Origin of the sequence: Arthrobacter sp. CAN_A2 (genome assembly GCF_015752045.1) — a bacterium.
Lineage (GTDB): Bacteria > Actinomycetota > Actinomycetes > Actinomycetales > Micrococcaceae > Arthrobacter_D.
Genome location: NZ_JADOUS010000005.1, coordinates 163,664 through 189,046, shown reverse-complemented (window position 1 = coordinate 189,046; position 25,383 = coordinate 163,664). Strand labels below are relative to the sequence as shown.

The 25,383-nt window shown below is 69.1% G+C and carries 25 protein-coding genes; 12 read left to right on the top strand and 13 right to left on the bottom strand.

Annotated elements, in window-relative coordinates; all coding sequences use genetic code 11:
• Positions 1–14 precede the first annotated feature (14 nt).
• Positions 15–716, bottom strand: a complete 702-nt coding sequence (locus IWX63_RS08240; RefSeq protein ID WP_199277669.1) for an MSMEG_4193 family putative phosphomutase — start codon at positions 714–716, stop codon at positions 15–17.
• Between the two features lie 222 nt (positions 717–938).
• On the opposite strand from IWX63_RS08240, the gene IWX63_RS08235 reads away from it, so the two are divergent.
• Positions 939–2,021, top strand: a complete 1,083-nt coding sequence (locus IWX63_RS08235; protein WP_199277668.1) for a TerC family protein — start codon at positions 939–941, stop codon at positions 2,019–2,021.
• A 445-nt stretch (positions 2,022–2,466) separates the two neighbouring features.
• On the top strand, positions 2,467–4,791 hold the full coding sequence (locus tag IWX63_RS08230) for a polysaccharide deacetylase family protein (RefSeq protein ID WP_199277667.1): 2,325 nt from the start codon (positions 2,467–2,469) through the stop codon (positions 4,789–4,791).
• A gap of 78 nt (positions 4,792–4,869) precedes the next feature.
• Here IWX63_RS08230 and IWX63_RS08225 read toward each other — a convergent pair whose 3' ends face one another.
• The 3 genes from IWX63_RS08225 to IWX63_RS08215 are packed head-to-tail and all read right to left on the bottom strand — an operon-like array spanning position 4,870 to position 7,675.
• Positions 4,870–6,087, bottom strand: a complete 1,218-nt coding sequence (locus IWX63_RS08225) for a cation:proton antiporter domain-containing protein (protein WP_199277666.1) — start codon at positions 6,085–6,087, stop codon at positions 4,870–4,872.
• Positions 6,084–7,235, bottom strand: a complete 1,152-nt coding sequence (locus IWX63_RS08220; protein WP_199277665.1) for a glutamate--cysteine ligase — start codon at positions 7,233–7,235, stop codon at positions 6,084–6,086. The genes IWX63_RS08225 and IWX63_RS08220 overlap by 4 nt, the downstream gene beginning before the upstream one ends.
• Before the next feature lie 17 nt (positions 7,236–7,252).
• Positions 7,253–7,675 carry a hypothetical protein gene (locus IWX63_RS08215; RefSeq protein WP_199277664.1) on the bottom strand — a complete coding sequence of 141 codons (423 nt, stop codon included), beginning with the start codon at positions 7,673–7,675 and terminating at the stop codon, positions 7,253–7,255.
• A 205-nt stretch (positions 7,676–7,880) separates the two neighbouring features.
• Here IWX63_RS08215 and IWX63_RS08210 point away from each other — a divergent pair, with 205 nt between their 5' ends.
• Together IWX63_RS08210 and IWX63_RS08205 are read left to right on the top strand one after the other, a co-directional pair.
• Complete coding sequence (locus IWX63_RS08210) at positions 7,881–8,054, top strand: hypothetical protein (protein WP_199277663.1); 174 nt, start codon at positions 7,881–7,883, stop codon at positions 8,052–8,054.
• The gene (locus tag IWX63_RS08205) at positions 8,051–8,719 is read left to right on the top strand and encodes a GAP family protein (RefSeq protein ID WP_199277662.1); all 669 of its coding nucleotides are present in this window, start codon (positions 8,051–8,053) and stop codon (positions 8,717–8,719) included. The genes IWX63_RS08210 and IWX63_RS08205 overlap by 4 nt, the downstream gene beginning before the upstream one ends.
• Before the next feature lie 37 nt (positions 8,720–8,756).
• Here the strand turns inward: IWX63_RS08205 and IWX63_RS08200 are convergent, their stop codons facing one another.
• The 3 genes from IWX63_RS08200 to IWX63_RS08190 form a co-directional block, all read right to left on the bottom strand.
• Positions 8,757–10,028 (bottom strand): LssY C-terminal domain-containing protein, encoded by a 1,272-nt coding sequence (locus IWX63_RS08200; RefSeq protein ID WP_199277661.1) that lies wholly within the window; start codon positions 10,026–10,028, stop codon positions 8,757–8,759.
• Between the two features lie 67 nt (positions 10,029–10,095).
• Positions 10,096–10,560 (bottom strand): GyrI-like domain-containing protein, encoded by a 465-nt coding sequence (locus IWX63_RS08195; protein ID WP_199277660.1) that lies wholly within the window; start codon positions 10,558–10,560, stop codon positions 10,096–10,098.
• A 55-nt stretch (positions 10,561–10,615) separates the two neighbouring features.
• Positions 10,616–12,178 (bottom strand): chitinase, encoded by a 1,563-nt coding sequence (locus IWX63_RS08190; RefSeq protein ID WP_199277659.1) that lies wholly within the window; start codon positions 12,176–12,178, stop codon positions 10,616–10,618.
• Between the two features lie 199 nt (positions 12,179–12,377).
• On the opposite strand from IWX63_RS08190, the gene IWX63_RS08185 reads away from it, so the two are divergent.
• Positions 12,378–14,813 carry a glycosyltransferase family 2 protein gene (locus IWX63_RS08185; protein ID WP_199277658.1) on the top strand — a complete coding sequence of 812 codons (2,436 nt, stop codon included), beginning with the start codon at positions 12,378–12,380 and terminating at the stop codon, positions 14,811–14,813.
• 9 nt (positions 14,814–14,822) lie between these two features.
• On the opposite strand, the gene IWX63_RS08180 is transcribed toward IWX63_RS08185, so the two are convergent.
• The 4 genes from IWX63_RS08180 to IWX63_RS08165 form a co-directional block, all read right to left on the bottom strand.
• The gene (locus tag IWX63_RS08180) at positions 14,823–15,074 is read right to left on the bottom strand and encodes a hypothetical protein (RefSeq protein WP_199277657.1); all 252 of its coding nucleotides are present in this window, start codon (positions 15,072–15,074) and stop codon (positions 14,823–14,825) included.
• Positions 15,075–15,215: 141 nt separating this feature from the next.
• Positions 15,216–15,518, bottom strand: coding sequence for a hypothetical protein (locus IWX63_RS08175; RefSeq protein ID WP_199277656.1), 303 nt, complete (start codon positions 15,516–15,518; stop codon positions 15,216–15,218).
• A 105-nt stretch (positions 15,519–15,623) separates the two neighbouring features.
• A complete protein-coding gene (locus IWX63_RS08170; protein ID WP_199277655.1) occupies positions 15,624–17,087 on the bottom strand; it encodes a protein adenylyltransferase SelO in 1,464 nt (487 codons plus the stop codon).
• Positions 17,088–17,158: 71 nt separating this feature from the next.
• Positions 17,159–18,073, bottom strand: coding sequence for a LysR family transcriptional regulator (locus IWX63_RS08165; protein ID WP_199277654.1), 915 nt, complete (start codon positions 18,071–18,073; stop codon positions 17,159–17,161).
• A gap of 72 nt (positions 18,074–18,145) precedes the next feature.
• Here IWX63_RS08165 and hisD point away from each other — a divergent pair, with 72 nt between their 5' ends.
• The 6 genes from hisD (at position 18,146) to IWX63_RS08135 (ending at position 22,837) form a co-directional block, all read left to right on the top strand.
• Entirely contained in the window at positions 18,146–19,492 is a 1,347-nt protein-coding gene (hisD, locus tag IWX63_RS08160; protein ID WP_199277653.1) for a histidinol dehydrogenase, read from the top strand.
• Positions 19,489–20,298, top strand: coding sequence for an ABC transporter substrate-binding protein (locus IWX63_RS08155; RefSeq protein ID WP_199277652.1), 810 nt, complete (start codon positions 19,489–19,491; stop codon positions 20,296–20,298). The genes hisD and IWX63_RS08155 overlap by 4 nt, the downstream gene beginning before the upstream one ends.
• Before the next feature lie 81 nt (positions 20,299–20,379).
• Positions 20,380–20,994: an amino acid ABC transporter permease gene (locus IWX63_RS08150; RefSeq protein WP_199277651.1), complete on the top strand. Its 615-nt coding sequence runs from the start codon at positions 20,380–20,382 to the stop codon at positions 20,992–20,994.
• Positions 20,987–21,847, top strand: coding sequence for an amino acid ABC transporter ATP-binding protein (locus IWX63_RS08145; RefSeq protein ID WP_199277650.1), 861 nt, complete (start codon positions 20,987–20,989; stop codon positions 21,845–21,847). The genes IWX63_RS08150 and IWX63_RS08145 overlap by 8 nt, the downstream gene beginning before the upstream one ends.
• Positions 21,848–21,921: 74 nt before the next feature.
• On the top strand, positions 21,922–22,080 hold the full coding sequence (locus tag IWX63_RS08140; protein ID WP_199277649.1) for a hypothetical protein: 159 nt from the start codon (positions 21,922–21,924) through the stop codon (positions 22,078–22,080).
• A gap of 61 nt (positions 22,081–22,141) precedes the next feature.
• The gene (locus tag IWX63_RS08135) at positions 22,142–22,837 is read left to right on the top strand and encodes a DsbA family oxidoreductase (protein WP_199277648.1); all 696 of its coding nucleotides are present in this window, start codon (positions 22,142–22,144) and stop codon (positions 22,835–22,837) included.
• Positions 22,838–22,931: 94 nt separating this feature from the next.
• Here the strand turns inward: IWX63_RS08135 and IWX63_RS08130 are convergent, their stop codons facing one another.
• Positions 22,932–23,777, bottom strand: coding sequence for a metal-dependent hydrolase (locus IWX63_RS08130; protein WP_199277647.1), 846 nt, complete (start codon positions 23,775–23,777; stop codon positions 22,932–22,934).
• 100 nt (positions 23,778–23,877) lie between these two features.
• Positions 23,878–24,210, bottom strand: coding sequence for a hypothetical protein (locus IWX63_RS08125; protein ID WP_199277646.1), 333 nt, complete (start codon positions 24,208–24,210; stop codon positions 23,878–23,880).
• 125 nt (positions 24,211–24,335) lie between these two features.
• Between IWX63_RS08125 and IWX63_RS08120 the strand changes: the two genes are divergently transcribed.
• On the top strand, positions 24,336–25,307 hold the full coding sequence (locus tag IWX63_RS08120; protein WP_199277645.1) for an MsnO8 family LLM class oxidoreductase: 972 nt from the start codon (positions 24,336–24,338) through the stop codon (positions 25,305–25,307).
• Positions 25,308–25,383: the final 76 nt, after the last annotated feature.

The following is a 25,383-nucleotide window of genomic DNA, read 5'->3' as shown; positions in this document are numbered from 1 at the left end:
CAAGCATTTTAGGCTCATGAGGTTCGTGTCGCCGTCTGCCCTGCACCGCCACCCACCGGCGCATCGCCGGACAGGGTGTTCTTCGCCAGCCACGAGAGGTCCCCGGCGTCGGTGTTGGTCGCGTAGACGCTCGGGCGACTGCTGCCGTACTGCACGATCGACACGGACGCGGGGCCCACGCTGATGCGCTGGAACAGGTCGAGGTGCATGCCGAGCGCGTCCGCGAGGATCGACTTGATGATGTCGCCGTGACTCACCGCCACCCAGACGGCCGTCGACCCGTACTCGGCCTCGAAGGCAGCATCGTGGCGCCGGATGGCTGCCACCGACCGGGCCTGCATCGCGGCCATGGATTCCCCGCCGGGGAAGGTGACGGCGGACGGTTGCGACTGGACCACCGGCCACAGATTCTCGGTCGCGAGCTCACTGAGCAGGCGGCCCTGCCACTGGCCGTAATCGCACTCGGTGAGATCGGGATCGATCGGCGCGTACGGGGTTCCGGCCTGGCGGTCGAGGATGAACCGGGCGGTCTGCTGACACCGCTCGAGGGGACTGGACACGACGCCGACGACGGGCACGGACGCGAGCCGGTCGCCGGTCACCGCCGCCTGGTCGCGGCCCACCTGGTCCAGGCCGACGCCGACGGTCCGACCGGCCAGGAGGCCGGTGGCATTCGCTGTGGTGCGGCCGTGCCGCACGAGGATAACTGTCGCCATCCACCCAGCCTAGCCATCCGCTCGACGGCGGCGCCCACCCGCCCCGGGAATGCGCACCGCCGCGCGTACGTTAGGCTTTTCGTATCAAGGGGAGTACTCCCGTCTGTGATCGGCCCGTCAATACGGATGCACTGAAGCATCCCGGGCCCATCGGTTCCGGTTCCGTCCGGGCGGAGGAGACCTTGGCGCCTATGTCCGACGCCTACCCTTTGGAGTCCCCTCATGCAGGTCACCCCCACGATCTGGTTGATCACGATCGCCGTGACGATCCTCTTCTTCGTCTACGAGTTCTTCGCGCACGTGCGCAAACCCCACGAACCGACCATCGGTGAATCGGCGCGCTGGTCCGCGTTCTACATCGGCCTCGCCCTGCTGTTCGGTGTGGGCATCGGCGTCGTGTCGGGCTGGACGTTCGGTGGCGAGTACTTCGCCGGCTACCTCACCGAGAAGGCCCTGTCGATCGACAACCTCTTCGTCTTCCTCATCGTGATGACGGGCTTCGCGGTCCCGAAGAAGTACCAGCAGAAGGTGCTGATGGTCGGTATCATCATCGCCCTCATCCTCCGCGGCGGGTTCATCGCCATCGGCGCGGGCCTGATCGAGAACTTCTCCTGGATCTTCTACATCTTCGGCGCCCTGCTGCTCTTCCTGGCCTACAAGCAGGCGTTCGGCAGCCACGAATCCAACCCGGCCGACGGCAAGTTCATGCAGCTCGTCCGCCGTATCCTGCCCGTCACGGACGAGTACCACGGGGACAAGCTCACCGTGAAGAAGGACGGCACCCGCTTCGTCACGCCCATGCTGCTCACGATCATCGCGATCGGCTTCGTGGACCTCATCTTCGCCGTCGATTCCATCCCCGCGATCTACGGCCTGACCAACGAGGCGTACATCGTCTTCACCGCCAACGCCTTCGCGCTCATGGGCCTGCGCCAGCTGTTCTTCCTCATCGGCGGACTGCTCGAACGCCTGGTCTACCTCGCCCAGGGACTCGCCGTCATCCTCGCCTTCATCGGCGTGAAGCTCGTCTTCCACGCCCTGCACGTCAACGAGCTGTCCTTCATCAACGGCGGGCAGCCGCTCCTCTGGGTGCCGGAGATCCCCATCTGGTTCTCGCTGCTGTTCATCGGCGCCACCATCGCCGTCGCGACGGTCGCGAGCCTGCTCAAGACCCGGGGCGACGACGCCCGGAACGACCGCGACAGGGTGCGGGACGAACCGGTGATCTCCGCCGACCCGGAGGACCGCATCGAGGGTGACTCCGCCGACCAGTCGACGGGCTCAGCCGCCGAGCCCTCCAAGTAGCACCGCAGGCGCGCCCCTCCCCGGCCTGCGGCCAGGGGCGGTCGTCGCTCCGCTCTCCCCGGCTACTTACATGCGAAGGATCCTGAGCGAGTAGAGACAAGTAGCGCGGGTGGGTGCTGCCCTGCGAAGTGGGGTAGTAACCACTCGCGACCCTGGGCGTAGGTGCAAAATACGCTTCCAGCACAGGTCGTTATGGGGGCCTGACGCAATAGCTGGCGAACGCACTGGTGTTGCGGAATCGCAGGGGAACGAGCGGCTGGGTCAGGGTTTCGGGGCGTCGGGAAATTCGTCTTCACTACGCTCCAGGCAGTGATCAAACGGGTTCCCCCTGAACAGAGCGGGATACAACATGGGAACACCGGATGGTCGGCGCGCTGACACGAAACAGAATCATGAACGGCGAAGGGTCCGCGGAGCCCCTCCGGGCCGGACCCGCTGGACCGCCATGGGTAGCGTACTGGCGGTCCTCGCCGGTCTGCTCAGCGGAATCGTCTTCGCCGCCCCTGCGAACGCCATAGCGAACACGGTTGTCAGCCTCACGTTCGACGACGCCAACGACAACCAGGTCGGCGCCGCGGCCACCCTCAGGGCCGCGGGATTCCGGGGGACGTTCTATGTTCCGTCGGGGTATCTGAATGCGCCGACCTACATGACCACCGGCCAGGTGCAGGCGCTGCAGGCCGACGGCCACGAGATCGGCGGGCACACCGTCACGCATCCCGACCTCGCAGCGACAGGGGCGAACGAGGCCAGGCGCCAGGTCTGCAACGACAGGGTCAATCTGACCAATCTCGGGCTGAACATCACGAGCTTCGCCTACCCGTTCGCGTCCTCCAACGCGGCGGCGGAAGCGATCGTCAGGGAGTGCGGGTACAACAGTGCGCGGGGCCTCGGCGACGTGCGGAGCAAGAACCCGGAGTCCGCGGCCTTCCCGGTCGCCGAGACCATCCCCCCGGGCAACCTCTACTACACCGGAGCCCCGGACCAGGTGGACAACACCTGGACGCTGGCCGATCTGCAGCGGGTCGTCACGCAGTCCGTGAACGGAGGCGGCGGCTGGGTCCAGCTGACGTTCCACCACGTGGGCCGTGACAGTGATCCGTTGTCCGTCACGAACGCCATCTTCAGCCAGTACACGACCTGGCTCAGGGGCGAGGTCGCGGCCGGAAGGATCGAGGTCAAGACGGTCGACGACGTCATCGGCGGCACCACGAAGCCGGCCATCGCCGGGCCCGCCGCGCCGGCACCCATCACCACGGGGAACCTGCTGCGGAACCCGGGCCTGGAGACGAGTAGCGCTGTCGCAGGGAAGCCCGAGTGCTGGGCCTTCGGCGGCTTCGGCACGAACTCCCCGACCTTCAGCCAGGTCAGCCCGGGACGCACCGGCAACATCGCCCAGCAGTTGACGATGGCGGGATATGTCGACGGCGATGCGAAACTCCTGCCGACCCTCGACCTCGGCGAATGCGCCCCCAGCGCGAGCCCCGGCACCTCCTACGAGATGAAGGCCTGGTACAAGTCGACCGCACCCACCCAGTTCGAGCTGTACTACAGGACCGGCCTTGGTACCTGGAAGTACTGGACCTCCAGTCCGAAGTACAACGCCGCCGCGAACTGGACCCAGACCGCCTACACGTCGCCTCCCGTACCGGCCGGCGCCTCCGCGATCAGCATGGGCCTGAACCTGACCAGCAACGGGACGCTCACCACCGACGATTACGATGTCAGGGCGACCGGTCCGACGACGCCCCCGCCGCCCCCGCCGCCGCCACCACCGACGACTCCGTCGGTTCCCGCGGCCGCCACCACGGCCATCAACGCCGCGGCGGCCAGCAGGCCGGGCCTCGGGGCCGCCCAGAGCGAGATCATCTGCGGCCTCGTCGCCGGAGGCTGCTACAAGGCGTTCCAGAACGGCGCGATCCACTGGTCCCCGGCCACGGGGGCACGCATCACCAACGGCGGGATCAAGATCCGGTGGATGGCGCAGGGCTCGGAGAACGGGTTCCTGGGTTACCCGACCAGCAACGAGATCGGCGGCCTGAAGAACGGGGGCGTCTACCAGACGTTCCAGGGCGGCGCGATCCACTGGTCCCCGGCCACGGGGGCGTACATCACCAGCGGCGCGATCAAGGCCCGGTGGGTGGCGCAGGGATCGGAGAACGGGTTCCTGGGTTACCCGACCAGCAACGAAATCGGCGGCCTGAAGAACGGTGGCTCCTACCAGACGTTCCAGAACGGCGCGATCCACTGGTCCCCGGCCACGGGCGCCTATATCACCAACGGCGCGATCAAGATCCGGTGGATGGCGCAGGGCTCGGAGAACGGGTTCCTGGGTTACCCGACCAGCAACGAGATCGGCGGCCTGAAGAACGGGGGCGTCTACCAGACGTTCCAGGGCGGCGCGATCCACTGGTCCCCGGCCACGGGCGCCTACATCACCAACGGCGCGATCAAGGTCGCCTGGGTAGCGCAGGGATCGGAGAACGGGCTCCTGGGTTACCCGACCAGCAACGAGATCGGCGGCCTGAAGAACGGGGGCGTCTACCAGACGTTCCAGGGCGGCGCGATCCACTGGACTCCGACCACGGGGGCGTTCGTCACCCGCGGCGCGATCAAGGTCGCCTGGGTAGGACAGGGGTCGGAGAACGGCCGCCTCGGCTATCCGACCGGTAACGAGATCAGGGTCAGCGCCACGGTGCAGGCCCAGGACTTCCAGGGAGGACGGATCACCTGGTCCGCCGCGACCGGGGCCACGATCGCCTACAGGTAAGCCCGGACATGCCGTAGGGCAAGGAAGCGCCCGGTGGACAGACATCCACCGGGCGCTTCCCTTTGTGCGTACAGCCCCCTACGGTCGCGGCACGGGAGGGGTCGACGTCGATGCCGCGGACGCCCGCCCGTACCGCGTCGCCAGCGGGGCGGCACTGAGTCCGTGAGCCAGCACGCTGATGAGGATGGTGACGGCGATGACCGTCACGGCTTCGTCGGCCGCAGGCCCGAGTGCCTCCAGCGCGAGCAGGGCGAACACGATGGATGCCAGGCCACGCGGACCGAACCAGCCCACGAACAGGACCGTGGAGCGGTCGACGCCGGAGCCGATCATAGACAGTGCCACGGGCAGCATGCGCACCACCGTCAGGCTGAGCACCGCATAGACGACGGTGAGTACGGTGATGCGGTCCAGGACGATGGAGACGGTGACGGTCCCGAAGATCGACCACACGAGCAACGACACCAGACTGCTCGTCTGTTCGAGGAACACCAGCTCGCCCTCGGCGCGGCGGCCGGCGAACATGCCGAACGCCAGACCGCCGCAGAACGCCGCGACGAATCCGTTACCGCCCACCTCGATGGCGGCAGCGTAGGTCAGCAGACCGAGGGCCAGGACGCCGATGCCGGTGAACTCATCGGCAGCGTCCCCGTGGCGGCGCGCCCATCGCAGCAGCCACCCCCCTGCACCACCGATCACCGCGCTGACCGCCACGCCGATGAGCAGCGTGACCAGCGCCGGTCCGGTACCCTCGGCATTCTCCATGCCCATCGCGGCGGCGGCGCCTGCGATGGCCAGCAGGACGACGGGGGTGGTGATGCCGTCATTCAGGCCGCTCTCCACGGTGAGCAGCCGACGGATCCGCGACGGCACGGCCGGATTCGTCACCACGGGAAGCCCGAGAGCGGCGTCCGTCGGGGCCAGCGCGGCAGCCACCACGAGGGCCAGCCACCACCCCAGCTCCGGGAAGAACCAGGCGGCCAGCGCCCACCCGGCCACGATCGTCAGGGGCAGGCCGAGGCCCAGGAGCCGCACGAGCCGTCCCGCCTCGCCGCGCAGCTGCTGCACCCGCAGGTGGGCGGCGTCGGAGAAGAGAACCCACACCAGGGTGATCTCGACCAGGGGAGCGTACGTCTCCGGAATGGTGGAGCCGTCGACCAGACCGAGTCCTGCCAGCGCCCCTCCGAGGATGATGAACACGATCGGCGGCGTCAGGTCGGCCCGTTGCAGTCGCGCCGAGACCAGCGCCCACCCGAACAGGGCCGCGGTGACGAGGATGATGGCCGTCTCGCTCATGGGGTACCTCCTGGCTCGACGGCATCGGCCGTGGTCTCGCCCCGGTCGAAGGAGTGGGTGGCCTCAACGGCATCGGTGACCACATCCGCCAGCCGGCCGGTGCGGTGGAAGACGGCGCGTTGCCGGTCGGCGCCGGTGCCCCGGTCGAGCAGCCGGACGAGCCCGTCCACCACGGCCTCGGTGTCCCCGGCCTCGGTCAGGGCCGGGAGCACGTGATCCAGCAGGGCCGCCACCACGTCCCATGCGGGGGCGGGGCGTCCGGTCTGCGGATGCACGAGGTCCGCACCCAGCCCGGACAGCCTCGCCTGCCAGCCGGCGAGGCGCAGGGCCGGAGCGGAGATCTTCGTGGGCGGCAGTCCGGCGCGCCAGTCCCGTGCCGCGGTCTCCACGAGCCCGCGGGCCAGGGCGGCGATCAACCCGGCGTCCTCGGCGAACAGGCATACGTCGGCGACCCGGATCTCCACCGTCGGATACGTGTGGGACAGCCGGGCATCGAAGTAGAGCATCTTGCGGTCCAGGAGGACCCCGGTGGCCATCAGCTCCTCCTCGCGGGCGCGGTAGGCGCCTACCGTCCCGTACACCGGTGAGGGCCCGGCCGAGGGCCACCCCTGCCAGACCTGCGAGCGGTAACTGGTGAAGCCGGTGTCCTGCCCGTTGAAGAAGGGGGAGTTCGCGCTCAGGGCCACCAGCACCGGCAACCAGTTGCGGATGCGGTCGAGCACACCCACGCCTTCCCGCGGGGACGTCACGAAGACGTGGACGTGCATGCCGCACGTCAGGTTCTCCCGGGCGAGGACGCCGTAGCGGTCGATGATCGTGCCGAACCGCGCCGTCGGGTGGACGTGCGGGCGCCCGGGCAACGGGGATGTGGCCAGAGCGGCCGCCCGCGCCCCGACCGCACGGGCCGCCCTGTCAGCGACGGCACGGCCGCTGACGACCTCCGCCACCAGCCGCACCAGCGTGCGGGGCGCGGAGGAGACCACCTCGATCATCTCCTGCTGCAACTCGGCCTCGAGCGTCGGCCCGCCGGCGTCCTCCTCGTACTCCTCGAGCAGGGCCCAGGAGGCCGCGAGCGGCAGACCGCTGTCGCCGTCGACCAGGAGGAGTTCCTCCTCCACACCGAATGTCCGCACTCCCTCGGCATTCATCCCGCGCCCTTCAACGGTCAGCCACAATCGAGTTCAGCGACGTACTCGTCGCGCGTGACGTCGATCCTGGCGACCTCCTCCTGCAGGGCGGCGGTGCTCTCGGAGAGCGTGGCGTCATCTGGGACCTCGTCGATCGCCGTCTGGAACTCCCCGACCGCCTTGTTCAGGGCCTCCCTCTGGTCCTCGGCCACGTCCCCGCCCTCCTCCATCAGATCCTTGAAGGTTCGCTGGACTTCCTCCCGCGCAAGCTGGACCTCGTCGACTGTCGCGCCCGGGCTGAGTGTGTCCGTGAAACTGTTCACCGCAGCCACGAAGGCATCGGTGGAAGCGCAGGCCTGGTCCGTGTTCTCGCTCGGGGTGGTCGAACTGCAACCGACCAGCAGCGCGGCGACCACCCCGCCGGTGATCAGTCCGGCCAGCCCTGGTTTCGTCGTCGACATGGAGCGTCCCTCCCAAAAGTGTGGCTGTGATGCGCGGCCCATGCGCCTGCCGTCAGTGCCCGACCGTCGTCGGTCCGCGATCCACGCAGGTCCACCGTCCCCCACCCTCGCCGCCCATGTCCTCACCCTGAAAGGGTGTTGCTCGCCGGGAGGGCGCACCGCGACAGTGAGGATGCAGAGTCCACCGTGCAGAAGCGAGCATGCCGTGCAGCAGAAACCCGCATCACCGCCTCTCGAGCACGCACACAGGGTGGCCCGGGAGGCCCTCTCGTTCCCCGACATCCGTGACGTCGAGGACGCGGACCGTGGCCCCGTCGCGGCCCAGGTGAAGGACGCGCCGGACCAGGGTGATCCGGAGTTCCAGATCGTCGCCCCGTGATCACCGCGCTCGGCGCCGTGCTGCCCATCGCCCTCGGCGGGATGCTCGCGTCACTGCCCGTCGTGGCGATGGCCGCGGTGCTCGGCACCGTCTCCGGCCGGAACGTGCTCCGCAGTTTCACGCTCGGCTGGCTGGTCGGCATGCTCCTCGTCGGGACCCTCGGGCTGCTGCTCGTGGATGTCGTCACCTTCGCCTCGGAATCGGCGGCGTGGCTGGCGTGGCTTCGCATAGCCCTCGGCGTCGGACTCATCGCCCTCGCGGCGCGCTCGTTCCTGCGCCGGCCGCGGGGCGACGCACGCCGGGAGAGCCCGAAGTGGATCACGACGCTGGAGGGCATGGGTTCGGTCCGGGCCTTCAGGATGGCCTTCCTCCTGGGGTCGGTGAACCCGAAGAACGTCGTGATCGTGCTCTCCGGCGTCGCGGCGATCGTCGGGCAGACCCAGGACGTGGGCACCCAGATCGTCGTGCTCGTGGTGTTCGTGGTGGTGGCGAGTCTCGGTGTCCTGGCACCCCTGGTCGCCCTCGCCCTGCTCGGCGACCGCGCCGCGCGTCCGCTGGAACGCTTCGTGGACTGGTTCACGCGTAACAGCCAGGTGGTTCTCGCGAGCGTGATCCTCCTGCTCGGCGGTCTCGTCCTCTCGGGCGGGCTCGCCGCGCTCGGCTGACCGCCGGTGCCCCCACGCCGTCGGGGGGGGGCCGGGCTCACGCAGCAGGGCGGAGCCGATGCGCGAACTCGCGTGACCGCTGACTCGTCAGGGCGATGATGAGCAGGATGTCGAGCGAGAGCCCGAAGAGCGTCGTCTCGAACGTCACCGGCGCACCGGTCCCGAACGCGGCCACGGCCTGGCTCGTGATGGCGGTCGCGCTGAGGACCATCGCGGTGATCCGAGCCCTGTTCCCGCCGCGCAGCACGAAGCGGGCGAGGATGAGGTCGAACAGCCCGAAGGCCACGAGGACGACGGCGACTGCGGGGAGCACCCGCGCGTTCGGTCCGGCTGCGATGGCGGCGTCCGTCGCCCCGCCCAGGAGGATCAGGCCGAGCACCAGTGCGGCCACCCCGCGCAGTCCCACGAGGATCGCTCCGACGACGGTCGGGGCCGGCGTCGTCCGCCGCTGTTCCACCGGCGGCAGGGGTGCCTCCGCATCCGGTTCCACGCCTGTGAGGTCCACGACGGGCAGGTTGCCGTCCGTCGAGATGGTGTCTCCGCCTCCGTTCCGGGAATGGTAGCCCGTGGAGAAGTCCTGGATGACCCTCACGCCGATCCCGGGATCCGAGGCCTGGAGCGATGCCAGGACGAAATCGCGCTCCCGGTCCGTGTCCTCCTCGATCTTGTGCGTGATCTGGAGGGTGAACAGCGACAGCCCCACGGAACGGTCGTACGTGCCCGCCGCCAGCCAGTCGACGGCGGTCCCGCCCGGCAGGACCCAGCCGGGTGGGCACGGCCAGAACCGGATGTGGTGCCGCTTGCCCGGGTTGCTGTCCACCTCCTGCTGGTAGGCGAGGTCCTGCTGGCGTCCGAAGAGGAACAGGGGGCTGACGGGAGCCCGGTCGTAGCTGCGCCGCCGGATCGTGGCGGTGACGATCCGGCGGCTGCTGCGGAGATCGACGGCGTCCGCGAGGATCCATCCGGCACGGTTCATCGCCGTGTGGAGTTGCTGGGCGCTGCCGAGCAGTGCGACGTTGATCGGGTCTCCGAGCAGTCCGTCGCTCGTTCGCGCGCGCCCGATGAAGTAGTCGGGGAGGTAGATGCGGGTGAGGATGCGGTGTACCCGGGGGAGGACCAGATAGGCCAGGACCACCCAGAAGACGAGGCCGAACCACAGCTGCCCCCACTGCAGGGTCTCCTCGAGGAGGATGGCGGCGAACCAGACGGCGGCGAGACCGCTGAACGCGAACAGGGCACGGTCGATGATGGTGTCACGGTCGGAGGCACCATCCTGGGCCGACAGAACCACACCGGGCTGGGCGGTCATGCGGAGAACAGTACAGCCCTGTCCGGGACTGCAGAAGGGCACCGGGGACTGACCCGCCCGTCGCGCGTCAGTCCCCGTGCACGGGCCAGCAGATCGCGGTCCGCCAGGTGGCCGGATCCGGCTCCACCTCGGGATCGCTGAGGTAGCTCTCCCACATCACCGGCTCCGGTGCCAGCTTCGCCTCCATGAAGTAGCTCTGGATCTCGGAATACGTGTCGGCCAGGGTGTCGTAGGGCCCGGTGTGGGTCGCTTCGACCACCCGGCCGGCCGGCAGGGTTCCCGGCAGCACGTTCCCGGCCGGCGCGATGGTCGCGGCGACGGGGAAGCCCGCTTCGACGTCGACGACGGCGCCGGGCGGGCCGTAGTACTTCCCGAAGGGGGCGCCGGTCGGCTGCACGCCCTGGGCCTGCAGCGCCGCCATCGTGTCCTGGAAGGCGCGGGAGAAGAAACCGGTCAGCTCTGTCATCGGCACCTTCTCCCGGACACCCGCCGTGAGTTGCTCGCCGTGCTCCATGATCTGGATCGTCGTCATGGATCAACCCTTGTGATGCAGGTGTCCACCGCACAGGGCCGAAGGTCACGGCCGGTCAGGACGTCGGGGGCTCCTCGAGGATCTTCAGGAGGGTGGCGTCGTCGACCTTCTGCCAGGGTGAGGCGTCCGAGCCCTGGACGGCGGCCTCGGGGCTGTCGCTCTGGCTCCACCACTTCGCCTCGTACACGCGCCCCTCGACGAGGATCCGGTCGCCACGCTCGTACACCTGCTTCGGATCCCACTCCGGGTAGAGACCGGCCGGCGCGGTGACCGCGGGGACGGGCCGCTCGTCGGGCAGCACCGGTCCGAGCAGCGTCCACGGGGTCTCCTCCGCCTGCAGCACCGGATCGTTCGGGAGGTCGCCCTGCGTCCAGTACTTCGCCACGTACACATTGCCCTGCCACACCACGCGGTCGTCCTCGCGGTACGTCCCGACGTCGGACCAGATGGGATACGGGCTCGTCTCGGGGTCGTCCTCGACGAGGGCCTCGGGGGTCTCCTCGGCCACGGGCTCGTCGGCGAGCGTAGCGGCACGGCCCTCGAAGTCCGCTCCGAGGATCGGCGCGAAGAGCAGTCCCTGCTGGTCGATCCCGCTGCAGGAATCCGAGACCACCGTGGTGTCGGCATAGTTCTCGCTGCACGTGGCGTCGCGGTTCAGCGACCACATCGACATGCGGCCCACGCCGCGCTCGGCGGCGAACGCGTGGAAGGCCTTGGCGTCATCGAGCGTGAAGACCTCGCCCTTGACGTCGTTCTGCCCGATCATCGGCGTCAGGCCGATCTTCCGCCACGCGGCCTGCGGCCCGAGTTCGATGCCCGCCCGCTCGTAGAGCACCTGCACCTGGCGGTGGGTGGCGTCCGCGGCGTTCCGCGAGGCGGTGAGCATGTCGGTGCCCTCCGGCCGGCTGCCGCCGTAGTCCATGGTCATGACATTCACGCCGGCGAGGTCCACGCCGGCCTCCAGGAACTGCGCGACGGCGGCGGTGCCGTCCGCGGTCAGTCCGGTCGGGGCGACCGGCAGGGTCAGCCACACGTTGAGCGGCGTATCCGTCCCGGCCCGCTCGGCCTGGAGGGCAGCCATGGCTTCGGCGCGGCGCTTGCCGGCGGCGACGTCCTTGAGGTTCTCACCCTCGATGTCCAGGTCGACGGTTGCCAGCGTGTAGCGATCGATGACGGCGGCGTAGGCGTCCTGCAGGTCTCCGGGATCCGTGCAGGCGGTCGCGAGCTCGTCGTTCAGGAGGCCGCCGAAGGACACGATGACCTCACCGCCGTCCTGCACGAGCCGGGCCACGCGGCGGTCGAGGTCGAGTGCCGCCTCGGCCTCGTCCAGGCCGTAGAAGGTGCCCCAGGACGGCGCGCACGGATCCTCCGTGGATGCCACGATGAAGGACAGCACGGCGCTGCCGCCGTTCTCCCCGGCGGGGTCCTCGAACGCGTAGGAGGGCGTCGCCGTGACGTCGACGTAGCCCGCGAAGAAGGCCCCCGCGCCATCGGCGGCCCGCGCGTCCTCCCAACGGTTCCAGCCTGTGAGACCACCCACGGTCACAGCGCCGACGACGACGGACAGGAGCAGCAGGCGGAGGAGAGATAGCCTCCGGCCAGGAAAACGTGCAGACACAGGAACCCCAGATGACGGCCTCCACGGGAGGCAGGAGTGCGCACCCAGATGCGCGAGACGCTTGAAGCGTATGGGAAATCGCCGCCGTCGTCATTCTTTCGCCTAACGCTCACGGCGGGCCTGCCGATGGTGGACAGTGACGCTGCATGTCGCGGGGCGACGCCGTGCGTCGACCCGTCCGCCCACTGCCGAGGTAGCCATGTCCAGACCCAGCGATGCCACCGAATCACCGGCACCCCGCGTACGCACCGGCGCAGCACCCGACGGGACCGCGGGCGTGACGGCCGTCCCGTCGTCGGGCGCGGCCGCCGCCGTGGTCCTCGAGAAGGCGTCGCCCGCAGCCGTCGCCGCGCGACGCCGGCAGTGGGGAGCGGAGCGGCGCTCGGAGCCGCTGTCCATCGTGCACCCGGCTCCGTCCTCGCGGAAGATCGCCCTGGGCCGCCTCGGCATCGTGGTCACGGTGCTGGCGTGGCTGACCTACATCGTCACCACCATCCTGCGGCAGTTCGCCAACAACCCGAACGCGGGCTTCCGGTTCCAGGTGGAGGCCACGTCGTACCTGATCGTCGTCACGTTCCTGACCTTCTCCGCGCTCATGTACCTGCTGGCCCGCCAGGGTGCGCTGTACCGGTTCCGCGATCACCGGCGCGTCCCGCGCGGAGAGCTGGACCGCCACTTCGCCGACCACCACGAGGGCATCACCGTGCTCGTGCCCTCCTACGCGGAGGAGCCCGCCGTCGTCCGGGCCACCCTGTGGTCCGCCGCCCTGCAGGAGTTTCCCACCATCCGCGTGGTCCTGCTCCTCGACGACCCCCCTCACCCCACCGATCCGGCGATCCGGCAGCGCCTCGATGCGACCCGGGCGCTCACGTTCGAGATCGAGTCCGCACTGCTCGAGCCCTCCACGCGGGCGGGCGCCGCGCTGGCAGGGTTCGAGGCCGCCCTGGCCGCGCGCGACCCGGACGCGCCGTCGTCGTGCGAGGACCTGCCCCCGCTCATCTCGGCCTACGAGGACGCCGCTGTGTGGCTCGAGGGCATGGCCGACACCGAGAAGGTTGAGGACCACGTGGACGAGTTCTTCGTGGATCTGGTGGTCATGGGGCTCGCCCGCGAGTTGCGGCTGACCGTGTACGCGCTGAAGGCCGCGCTGGCGCAGGAGCAGTGCCCGGAGCCGGGCCGCATCCGTGAGCTGTACGTGCGCCTTGTGCGGATCTTCAACACGCGGCTGGAGACCTTCGAGCGGAAGGCCTACGCCTCGCTGTCCCACGAGGCCAACAAGGCGATGAACCTCAACGCCTACATCTCCCTCATGGGCCACCGCTGGCGCAAGGAGCACGTCGCCACCGGCACGGTGCTGCGCCCACTGACGCACGGGGAGGGCGCGGAGGACGACGACGTCCTGGACGTTCCCGACTCCACCTACCTGCTGACCCTCGACGCCGACTCCCTGCTGCTGCGCGACTACTGCGTGCGGCTCGTCCACCTGCTCGAGTCCCCGGGCAACGAGCGCATCGCCGTCACGCAGACGCCGTACTCCTCCTTCCGGGGGGCACCGACGCGGATCGAGCGGGTGGCCGGTGCGTCGACGGACATCCAGCACATCCTGCACCAGGGCATGACCTACTACGGGGCCACGTTCTGGGTGGGCGCCAACGCCGTGATCCGCAAGCGCGCGGTCGAGGACATCGTCGAGGTCGAGAACGTGGGCGGCTTCGAGATCAAGACCTACATCCAGGACCGCACCGTCATCGAGGACACCGAGTCCAGCGTGGACCTCGGCAGCCACGGGTGGACGCTGATGAACTACCCCGAGCGCCTCAGCTACAGCGCCACGCCCCCGGACTTCGGCTCGCTCGTGGTGCAGCGGCGCCGCTGGGCCAACGGCGGACTGCTGATCCTGCCGAAGCTGTGGAGCCAGCTACGACGGCGTCGCCACCTCCGCGAGCAGGTCCTCTTCCGCGAGGTCCTGCTGCGGGTCAACTACATGGCGTCGATCGCGTGGGCGAGCTTCGGGCTGCTGTTCCTCCTCGCCTACCCGTACGACAGCCGGCTCCTCAGCCCCGTCGTGTTCCTCGCCGCCGCGCCGTACTTCCTGGCGATGGGCAGCGACCTCCGCGACTGCGGCCACCGCTTCTCGGACATCTTCCGGATCTACGGGTTCAACCTGGTGCTGCTGCCGGTCAACCTCGCCGGTGTGCTGAAGTCCATCCAGCAGGCCTTCACGGGGGAGAAGATCCCGTTCGTCCGCACGCCGAAGGTCAAGGACCGCACCGCTGCGCCCGGCCTGTACGTCGTCGTCCCGTATGTGATCGTGGCCTTCTCCCTGCTGACCCTCGGCCGGGACGTCCTGGAGCAGAACTGGGGCAATGCGCTGTTCGCCGGGCTGAACGCCGTGCTGGCGGCCGGCGCCATCCGCGCGTACATCGGTATCAAGAACTCGGCCGTGGACATGGGGCTCGGTGTCCTGAACTGGCTGTACGTGGCCCCCCGGGTCACGAAGGTCGAGGTGTCGAAGGTCATCGACAAGGCGCCGGAGGAGGCGGACTGGGAGTCCATCCTGTACCACGGCGACCGCCGCCTCAACCGGGACCTGCGCTCGGGGACCGACCGCCGTCGTCGTGCCGGGATGCGGTAGACCGCTCCGTCAGGCGCCCAACGGTGTCGGGAGGGAGCCGGCTCGCGAGACGGTGCGCTGTTCCAGAGCGTCGAGGGCGGCCAGCGGGGACAGGTCGGCGAGGATCGCCACCGTCATCAGGGGTTCGCCGCTGATCAGGGCGTCGGCCACGGCATCCTGGAGCTCCGTCCCCGCGTCGAGGCCGTCCCGGAGCATTGGACTGATGGAGTCCGGGCCCTGGCGTCCTGCAGCCTGGACCCGGTCGAGATGTCGGGAACTCACGCGGACCTCCTTCGCATTGGGTGGTAGGTCCAAGCGTGGTCTGCGGGCCCTCTTCCGGGAAAGCTCTCCCGGTCCGGCGAAAAGACGTGCACTGCGGCGCTGGATGTGGTGCGCCGGTGCAATCAGCGTCCGGCCCGCCTCCTACGCGTCGGGAGCGGGTGGTTCTTCGGTGAGGAGGCCCTGGATCTGCTCCGGGGCGTCGTCGTAGGTCGCCAGGACGTCCTCGAGGTCGATCATGGGAGGGAAGTCGATGACCGACTGGTGGCGGGCCAGGAAGTGTGCCGTGGCCTCGACGATCGTCACTTCGTCCGCGTCCGGGGCTCCGAGACGGCCCAGCAGGTCGGGGTTCATCCGGAACAGCGATTCCACGGACTGTCCTTCGGCTTCGGTCCGCACGCGATACTCGTTGTCACTGACCCGGGTGATGTCGAAGGATGCACTCATGCCGGCAACGCTACGCGGTCCGACCGGCGGTGCCCGGCAACCACTTCCCAATGGACAAACCGCTCATCACCGATGCACCGTACGGTCGTCCGACCCTCGGATCCGTCAGGTGCCGCAGTACGTCGTGTACGCCCCGAAGTCGTCCGGCGCCCCTGCGGCGTAGCGCTCCAGGCCGGGCCGCTCCTCGAACGGTTTCGTGAGGACCTCGAGGAGCCGTCCCAGCGGGTCGAGGTCTCCCGTCGTCGCCGCGTCCAGTGCCTCCTCGACGAGGTGGTTTCGCGGGATGTACACGGGGTTCACGCGGTCCATGGCGTCGGCATCGGGCATGGTGGCGAGCCAGCGGGCGGTCCAGGCGTCGAAGGCGGCGACGTCGAGCACCCTGTCGCGCGCGGGCCGGGCATCGCCGCGGACCACCGAGCCGAGGCCGCGGAAGAAGGACGTGTAGTCGACGTGGTTGTCCTGCAGCAGGGTGAGGACGTCGTCGGCCAGCGCGGACGCGACCGCGTCGCCGACGTCGTCGGGCAGTCCCAGCTTGGCCTTCATCCCTGCCAGCCAGGCGGCGCTGTACCGGGGGCGGAACGCCTCGAGCGCGGCGACGGCGAGCGGGACGGCCTGCTCCCGGTCGTCGTCGATGAGGGGCAGCAGGGTCTCGGCGAGCCGTGCGAGGTTCCACTCGGCGATGAGCGGCTGGTTCGCGTAGGCGTAGCGGCCGTCGCGGTCGATGGAGCTGTACACGGCGGCGTAGTCGAAGACGTCCATGAAGGCACATGGCCCGTAGTCGATGGTCTCGCCCGAGACGGTCATGTTGTCCGTGTTCATGACGCCGTGGACGAATCCGGTGAGCATCCACTGCGCCACGAGCGAGGCCTGCGCCGACACGACAGCCTCCAGCAACGCGAGGTAGGGGCGCCCGGCTGCGGCGGCAGCGGGGTGGTGGCGGCTGATCGCATGGTCGGCGAGGCGCTTCAGGAGGTCCTGGTTGCCCGTGGCCGCGGCGTACTGGAAGCTGCCGACCCGCAGGTGGCTGCTTGCGACACGCGTCAGGACGGCACCCGGCAGCATCGTCTCGCGGCGCACGTCGCGGCCGGTGGCGACGACGGCGAGGGACCGCGTGGTCGGGATGCCGAGCGCCTGCATGGCCTCACTCAGGATGAACTCGCGGAGCATGGGCCCGACGGCGGCGAGGCCGTCACCGCCGCGCGCGAAGGGGGTGCGTCCGGACCCCTTGAGGTGGACGTCGCGGAGGCGGCCGTCGACGTCGGCGACCTCTCCCAGCAGCAGCGCGCGGCCGTCGCCGAGTCCGGGGTTGAAGCTGCCGAACTGGTGGCCCGCGTAGGCCTGGGCCACCGGCGTCGCACCGTCCGGCAGTGCGGCGCCCACCAGCAGCGACAGCCCCTCGGGGGAGCGGAGGAACTCCGGGTCGAGCCCGAGCTCCGCGGCGACGGGCTCGTTGAGGGCGAGGAGGGTCGGATGGGGGGCGGCCTCCGCCTGCCACGCGACCGCCATCTCGGGCAGCTCCCGCGCGAAGCTGCCGCCGAAGGTGACCCTGGACTCTGTAGGCACGCTCATGCCTCCACCGTACGCCGGGGTGCTGCGACTCCGACCGCCGGGGGAGGGGTTGCATGAGGAGGGCGCAGGGCTCACACCAGGCTGGTCAGCCCACGCTGGGCCGCGATGGCCCGCTCCGCGAAGACGGAGAACCGATGCGTCGCCGGTGAGATGTAGCCGTGTTTACGCCGGACGAGGGCGATCGTGTCGTAGAGGGGCTCGGCGAACGGGAAGCTCCTCACATTGTCGGCGGGGCGCATGGACGCGAGGATGCCGCTGGCCATGAACGAATCCCCGGCGCCGGCTGCCACCAGGCTGTACGCCGTCTCCGCGTGCTCGACCTCCATCTCGGCCTCGATGGAGAACCCCGCGAGGTCGGCGCGGTCCCGCAGCTGGCGGCGCGTGGGATCCTTCCAACCGGAGTGCGCGTCGTAGAGGACGAGCTTCGCCGCGGCGAGTTCCTGGATGCTCACCGGGCCGGCGCCGGCGGGCCGGGTGGAGGAGATGAACCGCACCTCGTCGCAGGCGAGCGGGCGAATCTCGAGACCGTCACTGTCCACCGGCAGCACGACCAGGCCGCACTCGATCTCTCCAGCCGCCACCGACGCGGCCACGACGTGCGAATTGAGGCCGATCATGCGCACCCTCACCTCCGGGTGCTGCCGGTGGAACTGCACGACGAGGTCCGCGAGGTCGTAGTTGGCCGCGTACCTCAGCACACCGAAGGTCGAGACGCCGCCGTTGAGTGTTCGGAGCGACCGCACGGCCTCGGCCCCTCGGCGCGCGGAGTTCACGCAGTCCAGGGCATGGGTGTGGAGCTCCTCGGCCGCCGGGGCGGGGGAGAGCCCCTTCGACGTACGGGCGAACAAGGGTGCGCCGAGTTCTTCCTCGAGCCGCGCGATCAACTCGGACGTCGAGGCCTGGGTGATGCCGAGTTCCTTCGCGGCGGCGCTGAACGACCCGCAGTTGTAAGCCGCCAGGAACGCACGAAGTTGATTGAGGGTCACAGGTAAATCCTATAGGTTCCATTGGTAAAGGGAGGGTTCCCCTATGACCGGGTACGGTTCTACGCTGCTTGCATGGAACTCACGGCGCACCATATGTCCTCGGTCACGGGCTCCTACGAGTGCCTGAAGAGCGCTGCAATCGGGGGCGTGCCGGCACAGCGGCTGCCGCAGGTCGTCGAGACGGTGTCGGAGATGCTGTCGGTCATCGAGAAAGGCGGGCGCGACGCCGTCGCCGAGTATTCGCGGGTCCTCGACGGATGGGGCGGCGGTGACGTCGAGGTGGATGCCGACGCCCTGCGGCGGACCGGCGATGCACTGACGCCGGCCCTGCGGACCGCGCTCGAGGCGGGGGCCGAGCGGACCCGGACGTTCGCCGGCCTGCAGCTCCAGCACCTGCAGGACGTCGAGGCCGAGGTGATGCCCGGAGTGGTGGTGGGTCATCGGTACGTCCCGGTCCAGCGTGTCGGGGCCTACCTGCCGGCCGGACGATTCCCCATCCTTGCCAGCGCCTTCATGACCGTCGGCGTCGCCAAGACGGCAGGGGTTCCCACCGTGATCGCGTGTTCGCCTCCCACATCCCCGACGGCCGGCAACCCCGCGGTGTTCTATTCCGCCTACCTCTCCGGCGTCGACCGGGCCTTCGTGGTCGGCGGCGTCCAGGCCCTGGCCGCCATGGCCTTCGGATTGCTCGGCGAACAGCCGATGGACATGCTCGTGGGCGCCGGCAACGCCTACGTCACCGAAGCGAAGCGGCAGCTGTTCGGCAGGGTCGGCATGGACCTGCTCGCCGGTCCCTCGGAGGTCGCCGTGATCGCGGATCACACCGCGGACCCCGTGATCGTCGCCGCGGACCTCCTCGGCCAGGCGGAGCACGGCCCCCAGTCACCCGCCGCCCTGGTGACGACGTCGCGGGAACTCGCCGTCGCGGTCATCGCGGAGGTGGACCGCCAGCTCACGGACCTGAGCACGCGCGATATCGCCGGTGCCGCCTGGCGGGACTACGGAACGGTCTACCTCGTGGAGGACGACGCCACGGCCGTCCAGCTCATGGATGTGCTCGCCCCCGAGCACCTGGAGGTCATCACGGCGGACGACGCCTACTTCCAGAAGAACCTGACGAACTACGGATCCCTCTTCCTGGGGCCCTGGTCGACGGTGGCCTATTCGGACAAGGGCATCACCGGGACGAACCACGTGCTGCCCACGGGGGGCGGGGCGCGGTCCTCCGCCGGCCTCTCCGTCGCCCGGTTCCTCAGGCCCCTGACCTTCCAGCGCATCGACCGCACGGCGACCATGGACCTCGCCCCCTTCGTGTCCGAGATCTCCGCCTACGAGGGGATGGAGGCGCACCAGCGCACGGCCGACCTCCGCATCACGCGATTCGAGACCCACCCAGCATCGACCAAGGAGCAATCATGAAGAGCAGGCGCACAATGACGTCCTTCGCAGCGGCAGCGATGGGGGTCGCCCTGGCCCTCACCGCGTGCGGGGGAGGAGACAGCGGCGGAGATGCGGCCGGAGGAGGCGACGGCGGAGCCATCGAGACGATCACTATCGCGACCTCCAATGATGCACCCTTCTCCTTCACGGACGAATCGGGTGCCCTCCAGGGCATCGACGGCGAGATGATCAACTGGATCGCCGACAAGAAGGGCTGGGAGGTCGAGGTCTTCGTGTCCGAGTTCGCCACCCTGATCCCTGCCATCCAGGCAGGCAAGGCGGACGCCGTCGTCGACGCCATGTATATCACCGACGTCCGCAAGGAAGAGGTCAACTTCACCGATACCTGGTACCAGCAGGGCGAAGGCATGGTGATCCCCGGAGACTCGACCATGACCAGCCGCGAGGATGCCAAGGGGACCGTGATCGGCGTCCAGACCGGCACCACCTTCATCGAGCTCGCCGAATCGCTCGAGCCGAAGGAGATCAAGTACTTCGACTCGCAGGCGGCACTCCTGAAGGCCGTGGAGAACAAGCAGGTCGACGTCGTCTTCACCGACGCGGCCGTGGTCGCCTACAGCCTCGTGCAGAATCCCAACGACGCCATCAAGATCGTGGACCCCTACGAGCCCTACTTCCCGGGCCTGATCGGCGCCGCCGTGACGAAGGAGAACACCCAGTTGCTCGAGGAGCTGAACTCGGGGCTCGCGGAGCTGAAGGCCTCGCCGGACTACATGAAGATCCTCACCAAGTACGGACTGACCGAGAGCAACGCCGTCGACTGACCCTGCTTCTCCCGTCCACCGAGCTCGAAAGGAAGTCCGGCCATCGATTTCATCCAGGGCACTCTCAGCTACTTCCCGCGATTGCTGGCAGCCGCGCCGGTCGTCGTCCAGCTCGCGCTCGGGGCGATGGCCCTCGCCCTCGTGCTCGGCCTGCTGGTGGCACTGGCGCGGCTCTCGAAGTCGCGGATCCTCCGGGGGATCGCGCTCGTCTACGTGGAGGTGATGCGAGGGACGCCGCTCCTGGTCCAGCTCGTCTACATCTTCTTCGTCCTGCCGGCCATCGGGATCAACATCGACCCGATCCCGGCAGGGATCCTCGGGCTCGGCCTGAACTACGCGGCCTACCTGTCCGAGGTGTTCCGCTCGTCCATCCTCGCCGTCGAAGGCGGCCAGACGGAGGCTGCCCTGTCCCTCGGTTACACCCCGGGCAAGGCGCTGTGGAAGGTGGTCCTCCCGCAGTCGTTCATCGTCTCCCTGGGACCGATCGGCAACTACTTCATCGCGATGGTGAAGGACACGGCCCTGACCTCGGTGATCGCCGTGACCGAGATCCTGAAGACCGCGAACGTGATCAACGCGCAGACCTTCGAGACGACGCAGATCTACACGGCCGCAGCACTGCTGTACCTGCTGATCAGCCTCCCGCTGTCCCGCATCGTGAGTGCCCTGGAGAAGAGAGCGAGGATCCATGTCTGACGAAGTGATCGTAAGCGCCCGGGACGTCCACAAGACGTTCATCGTGACCAAGACTCCCGGGCTGTTCGAGCGACTGCGGGGGAGACGGCATGAAGTCAACCGGATCGAGGTCCTGAAAGGCGTCGACCTCGATGTCCACAAGGGGGAGACGGTGGTGATCCTCGGCTCGAGCGGTTCCGGCAAGAGCACGCTGCTCCGCTGCATGAACAAGCTCGAGACGATCGACAGCGGCCGGATCCTCGTGAACGGGCACATGGTCGGCTACGAGGAGCGCGGGGGGAAGCTCGTGGACGAGAAGGCGTCCGTGACGGCCCTCAAACGCACCGATCTCGGCATGGTGTTCCAGCAGTTCAACCTGTTCCTGAACAAGACCGCCCTGGGCAACGTGATGGCACCCCTGCGCGATGTGAAGAAGATGTCCAAGGAAGCCGCGGAGAAGCACGCGCTCGAGAACCTGAAGAGGGTCGGCCTGCTGGACCGGAAGGACAACTACCCGTCCAAGCTCTCCGGCGGGCAGAAGCAGCGCGTCGCGATCGCCCGGGCGCTCGCCATGGATCCGAGTGTGATGCTGTTCGACGAGCCCACCTCGGCGCTGGACCCTGAGCTCGTCGAGGAGGTGCTGGCGGTCATCAAGTCCATCGCCGCCCAGGGCACCACCATGGTGATCGTCACCCACGAGATGCAGTTCGCGCGCGACATCGCGGACGTGATCGTGGTGATGGACCAGGGCATCATCGTGGAGGCGGGCACGCCGGACGAGGTCTTCTTCAGGCCGAAGCACTCCAAGACCTACGCCCTCCTGAAGCGTTCCGGCCTGGCCGTCGAACCGCCGGGACACCTTGATGCGCCCTAGGGCGGGGAGCGCGGGATAAACTAGTAAGCCACCTGATGTTCTCGGGTGCAGACGCGCAACCGAAGGAGACCATCATGGGAATCAGCAACACGCTCAAGAACGCCGCGGGCCGTTACCTCGGCAACAAGGGCACCGGCACTGCCGGCAAGCCTGCCGGTACCGGTCAGCGCGGAACGCCCGTCCCCGCGGGCAAGGCCGGCGGAATCCTCCGCGGCCTGCTGAACCGCAAGTAGCGGCGACGCTCAGGCGCTCCCTGCGGGAATAGCGCCTGAGCGTTCCGTGGTTGCGCAGGATATGCATATCGAGATCTGGTCCGACGTCAAATGCCCCTGGTGCTACGTGGGCAAGCGCCGCTTCGAGAAAGCCCTTGCGGGATTCCCCCACCGGGACAGCGTGGAGGTGACATGGAAGAGCTTCCAGCTCGATCCCTCCCTCCCCGACCACTACGACGGTACCGAGCAGCAGTACCTCGCCGAACGCAAGGGCATCGCTCCGGAGCAGGTCCAGGAGATGTGGCAGCACCTCGTCCAGCAGTCCGCCGGGGACGGTCTCTCCTTCGACTTCGACCGCGTGGTCGTGGGCAACAGCTTCACTGCGCACCGCTTCCTGCATCTTGCGAAATCCCGGGGACGGGGTGACGCGGCGAAGGAAGCCATCATGTCCGCCCACTTCGAGCAGGGACTGGACACCTCCGACGTCGAGGTCCTCGTCTCCCTCGGGACGGGCATCGGCCTCGGCGAGGACGAGATCCGGGACACAGTCGCGGGTGACCGGTTCGCCGCCGACGTCCGGGACGACATCGAGGAGGCCCGCACGCTCGGCGTACAGGGCGTGCCGTTCTTCGTCGTCGACCGCAAGTACGGGATCTCCGGGGCGCAGCCCGTCGAGCTGTTCCGCCAGGCACTGGACCAGGCGTGGCGCGAGTCCCACCCCCTGGTGTCGCTCACGCCGTCACCCGACGGCCCCGCCTGCGGCCAGGACGGCTGCTGACCGCGGTCCGAAGGGCACCCTGCATCGACCTCTCCCTCATCAGGCATCGGTACGGACCCGGCCCGGCCGTGTTCCAGCACGTCCCGCCGCGCCGTCAGCCGGCTCCCGCGGCTCGGGCGATCACCATGGCGCCGTCGTCGATCTTCATGACGGCCCACCCGATCCCGCCGAGAGCGTAGAGCGAGACGGGCACGAGCAGGCACCACTCGCGGAGTGATCCGGCGTTGCCGAGGACCGGCACCGCGATGTTGCCGTTGGGGCGCCACACCTGGGCGACGACGGGCATCTTCGCCAGGCTGCGCGGCCTCCTGAGCCGGAACGGGTACACCGGGTTGCAGCCGCCGGTGGTCAGCATGTCGCCGAGGATGTGCACCACGACGCCGATGCCCACCGCGAGCGGGAACCAGAACTGCTCCTCGGGCGCGAACGCCGTGATGAACGCGCCGGCGGTGAGGCCCACCGCCCACGGCGACCTCCGCATCCGGTCCGGGATGATCTTCAGGGCTTTCGCCGCGAAGGAGACCAGCAGGACCGTGAGGAGTCCCGCGCCGGGATAGATGGTCCCGAAATCGGCGGTCTCGACGGTCCACAATCCGGCGACGAACGCGACGGCGACGAACGCCACGACCCCGAGTGCGGAGTGGGTGCCGCGTCGGTGGCCTCCTGAGATGGCCCCGACGCCGGCGCAGAACATGTTGGACAGCGGGGGCAGGGAGTGGGCGATCGTGGCGCTGTGGTGATCGGCGTCGGGCAGGAGCGCCGCACCCGCCGTGACGAGGGCGCCGGTGACGACGCCGACAGGACTGACGTCGAGGAGCCCCAGGCCGAGGGTGACGGTGTCGGGCAGAATCGGCAGGAGATGGCCCGGATGGATCTCGATGCGGGTGGTGGCTGCTACCCAGGCGGCGGCGCCGCAGGCAGCATGGTGGGCGCCCATCATGGCGGGAGTCCTTTCGGTGAGACCGCGCCGGTCCGCAGGATCACGGCCGACGACGAGATCCCATCCTGACGCGTGCCACCGTCATTATCGGACCGGGGTCCTAGTGGGGCCGGTACTCGCGCCCATCCGCGGGGGCCTGCAGGGGAGTGGAGCGCAGCCACACCTCGACGTCGTCACCGATGTCCGTCGGGAGGGCGACCTTCTCGATGCGCTTCCGGAAGCTCGCCGTGATCTCGCGCTGGATGCGCAGGCGAGCCTCGTCGCCCGCTTCCGCGCGGCCCGCGGCAACGCGATCGGAGATCAGGAGAAGCCGTGCCTGGGAGCCGGCGATGCTGTCCGCGAGGCGAAGAAGCCCAGCCTCCCCGCTCAGGGCGGGTGCCGCCGGCGCCGGCAGCTGCTGTGTCCTTCGACGGAACCTGGTGAAGATGCCCATGACGCTGACCCCGCTGGTGTTCTGGGCCGGCCGTACCCCGTTGTCCGGCTGGCTCGGGCGACATCCCTGACGCCTGTGGCGCCACACTACCGGAATGGTGCCGCGGCGTCGTTGGTTCCAGGGATATGACCTCCTTCGCCCGCGTGTCCATCCTCGACCGCGCCCAGTCCCGGACCGGTTCCTCCGAGGCCGAGGCCCTGCAGCACGTCATCACGCGGGCGCAGCGGGCGGAGCTGCTCGGCTACCGGAGGTTCTGGGTCGCTGAGCACCACGGTGTGCCCGGTATCGCGGGGTCGGTGCCCGCCGTGCTGGCGGCCGCCGTCCTCTCCGCGACGACGAGGATCCGCGTCGGGACGGGCGGCATCATGCTGCCCAACCACCAGCCCCTGGTGGTCGCCGAGCAGGCAGCGACCCTGAACGCGCTGAGCGGGGGTCGGTTCGACCTCGGTGTGGGCCGGTCGCTCGGTTTCACCTCCGCGGTGCGCACCGCGCTCAGGGCCGGCAGGGAAGATGCCGACCGGTTCGAACAGGACATCGCCGATCTCCTCGCGTTCCTCGGAGGCACCGCCCCGATCACCGCCCGTCCGGCGGACGGCGGCCGGACACCGGTCTTCGTCCTGGCTACGGGCCAGGGTCTGGACATCGCAGCGCGAGCGGGCCTCGCCGTCGTGCTCGGCGGACCGGCCCTGTCCCGGGACGCCGATCCCGCGCTCGAGCGTTACCGGGAGTCCTTCCGCCCGTCCCCGTGGTGGGACGCGCCGCACGTCACGGTGTCCCTGAACGTGGCGGTGGCACGCACGACGGCGGAGGCTCGGCAGCTGCTCCTGCCCGAGGCCCGGGCGCTCGCCGTCTCCCGCACGAAGGGATTCTTCCCATCCCTGGACGATGCCGCGGACCCGTTGACGGAGCGGCAGGACGGGCTCGTGCGGGAGTCCCTCGCCGGGGCCGTGTACGGGACGGTGGCGGAGGTGCAGCAGCAACTCACCGCGCTCCGGGCGCGGACGGGCGCCGATGAGCTGCTGGTCGGCGGCGGGGCCCACGACCTGGGGGCGCAGGCGCGATCGGACGAACTGCTGGCCGCGCTCGTCCTGGACTGAGGCCCGCCGGAAGCATCCACGGCCGGTGGACGCCTGGCCCGGTCGTGATAGTAAGCATGCTTGTTATATGGGGGTG

What these genes read in the sequence shown, in the direction of transcription:
- IWX63_RS08240 (WP_199277669.1), bottom strand. Translation starts at nt 716, where the DNA reads ATGGCGACAGTTATCCTCGTGCGGCACGGCCGCACCACAGCGAATGCC.
- IWX63_RS08235 (WP_199277668.1), top strand. Translation starts at nt 939, where the DNA reads ATGCAGGTCACCCCCACGATCTGGTTGATCACGATCGCCGTGACGATC.
- IWX63_RS08230 (WP_199277667.1), top strand. Translation starts at nt 2,467, where the DNA reads ATGGGTAGCGTACTGGCGGTCCTCGCCGGTCTGCTCAGCGGAATCGTC.
- IWX63_RS08225 (WP_199277666.1), bottom strand. Translation starts at nt 6,087, where the DNA reads ATGAGCGAGACGGCCATCATCCTCGTCACCGCGGCCCTGTTCGGGTGG.
- IWX63_RS08220 (WP_199277665.1), bottom strand. Translation starts at nt 7,235, where the DNA reads ATGAATGCCGAGGGAGTGCGGACATTCGGTGTGGAGGAGGAACTCCTC.
- IWX63_RS08215 (WP_199277664.1), bottom strand. Translation starts at nt 7,675, where the DNA reads ATGTCGACGACGAAACCAGGGCTGGCCGGACTGATCACCGGCGGGGTG.
- IWX63_RS08200 (WP_199277661.1), bottom strand. Translation starts at nt 10,028, where the DNA reads ATGACCGCCCAGCCCGGTGTGGTTCTGTCGGCCCAGGATGGTGCCTCC.
- IWX63_RS08195 (WP_199277660.1), bottom strand. Translation starts at nt 10,560, where the DNA reads ATGACGACGATCCAGATCATGGAGCACGGCGAGCAACTCACGGCGGGT.
- IWX63_RS08185 (WP_199277658.1), top strand. Translation starts at nt 12,378, where the DNA reads ATGTCCAGACCCAGCGATGCCACCGAATCACCGGCACCCCGCGTACGC.
- IWX63_RS08175 (WP_199277656.1), bottom strand. Translation starts at nt 15,518, where the DNA reads ATGAGTGCATCCTTCGACATCACCCGGGTCAGTGACAACGAGTATCGC.
- IWX63_RS08170 (WP_199277655.1), bottom strand. Translation starts at nt 17,087, where the DNA reads ATGAGCGTGCCTACAGAGTCCAGGGTCACCTTCGGCGGCAGCTTCGCG.
- hisD (WP_199277653.1), top strand. Translation starts at nt 18,146, where the DNA reads ATGGAACTCACGGCGCACCATATGTCCTCGGTCACGGGCTCCTACGAG.
- IWX63_RS08155 (WP_199277652.1), top strand. Translation starts at nt 19,489, where the DNA reads ATGAAGAGCAGGCGCACAATGACGTCCTTCGCAGCGGCAGCGATGGGG.
- IWX63_RS08145 (WP_199277650.1), top strand. Translation starts at nt 20,987, where the DNA reads ATGTCTGACGAAGTGATCGTAAGCGCCCGGGACGTCCACAAGACGTTC.
- IWX63_RS08140 (WP_199277649.1), top strand. Translation starts at nt 21,922, where the DNA reads ATGGGAATCAGCAACACGCTCAAGAACGCCGCGGGCCGTTACCTCGGC.
- IWX63_RS08135 (WP_199277648.1), top strand. Translation starts at nt 22,142, where the DNA reads ATGCATATCGAGATCTGGTCCGACGTCAAATGCCCCTGGTGCTACGTG.
- IWX63_RS08130 (WP_199277647.1), bottom strand. Translation starts at nt 23,777, where the DNA reads ATGATGGGCGCCCACCATGCTGCCTGCGGCGCCGCCGCCTGGGTAGCA.
- IWX63_RS08125 (WP_199277646.1), bottom strand. Translation starts at nt 24,210, where the DNA reads ATGGGCATCTTCACCAGGTTCCGTCGAAGGACACAGCAGCTGCCGGCG.
- IWX63_RS08120 (WP_199277645.1), top strand. Translation starts at nt 24,336, where the DNA reads ATGACCTCCTTCGCCCGCGTGTCCATCCTCGACCGCGCCCAGTCCCGG.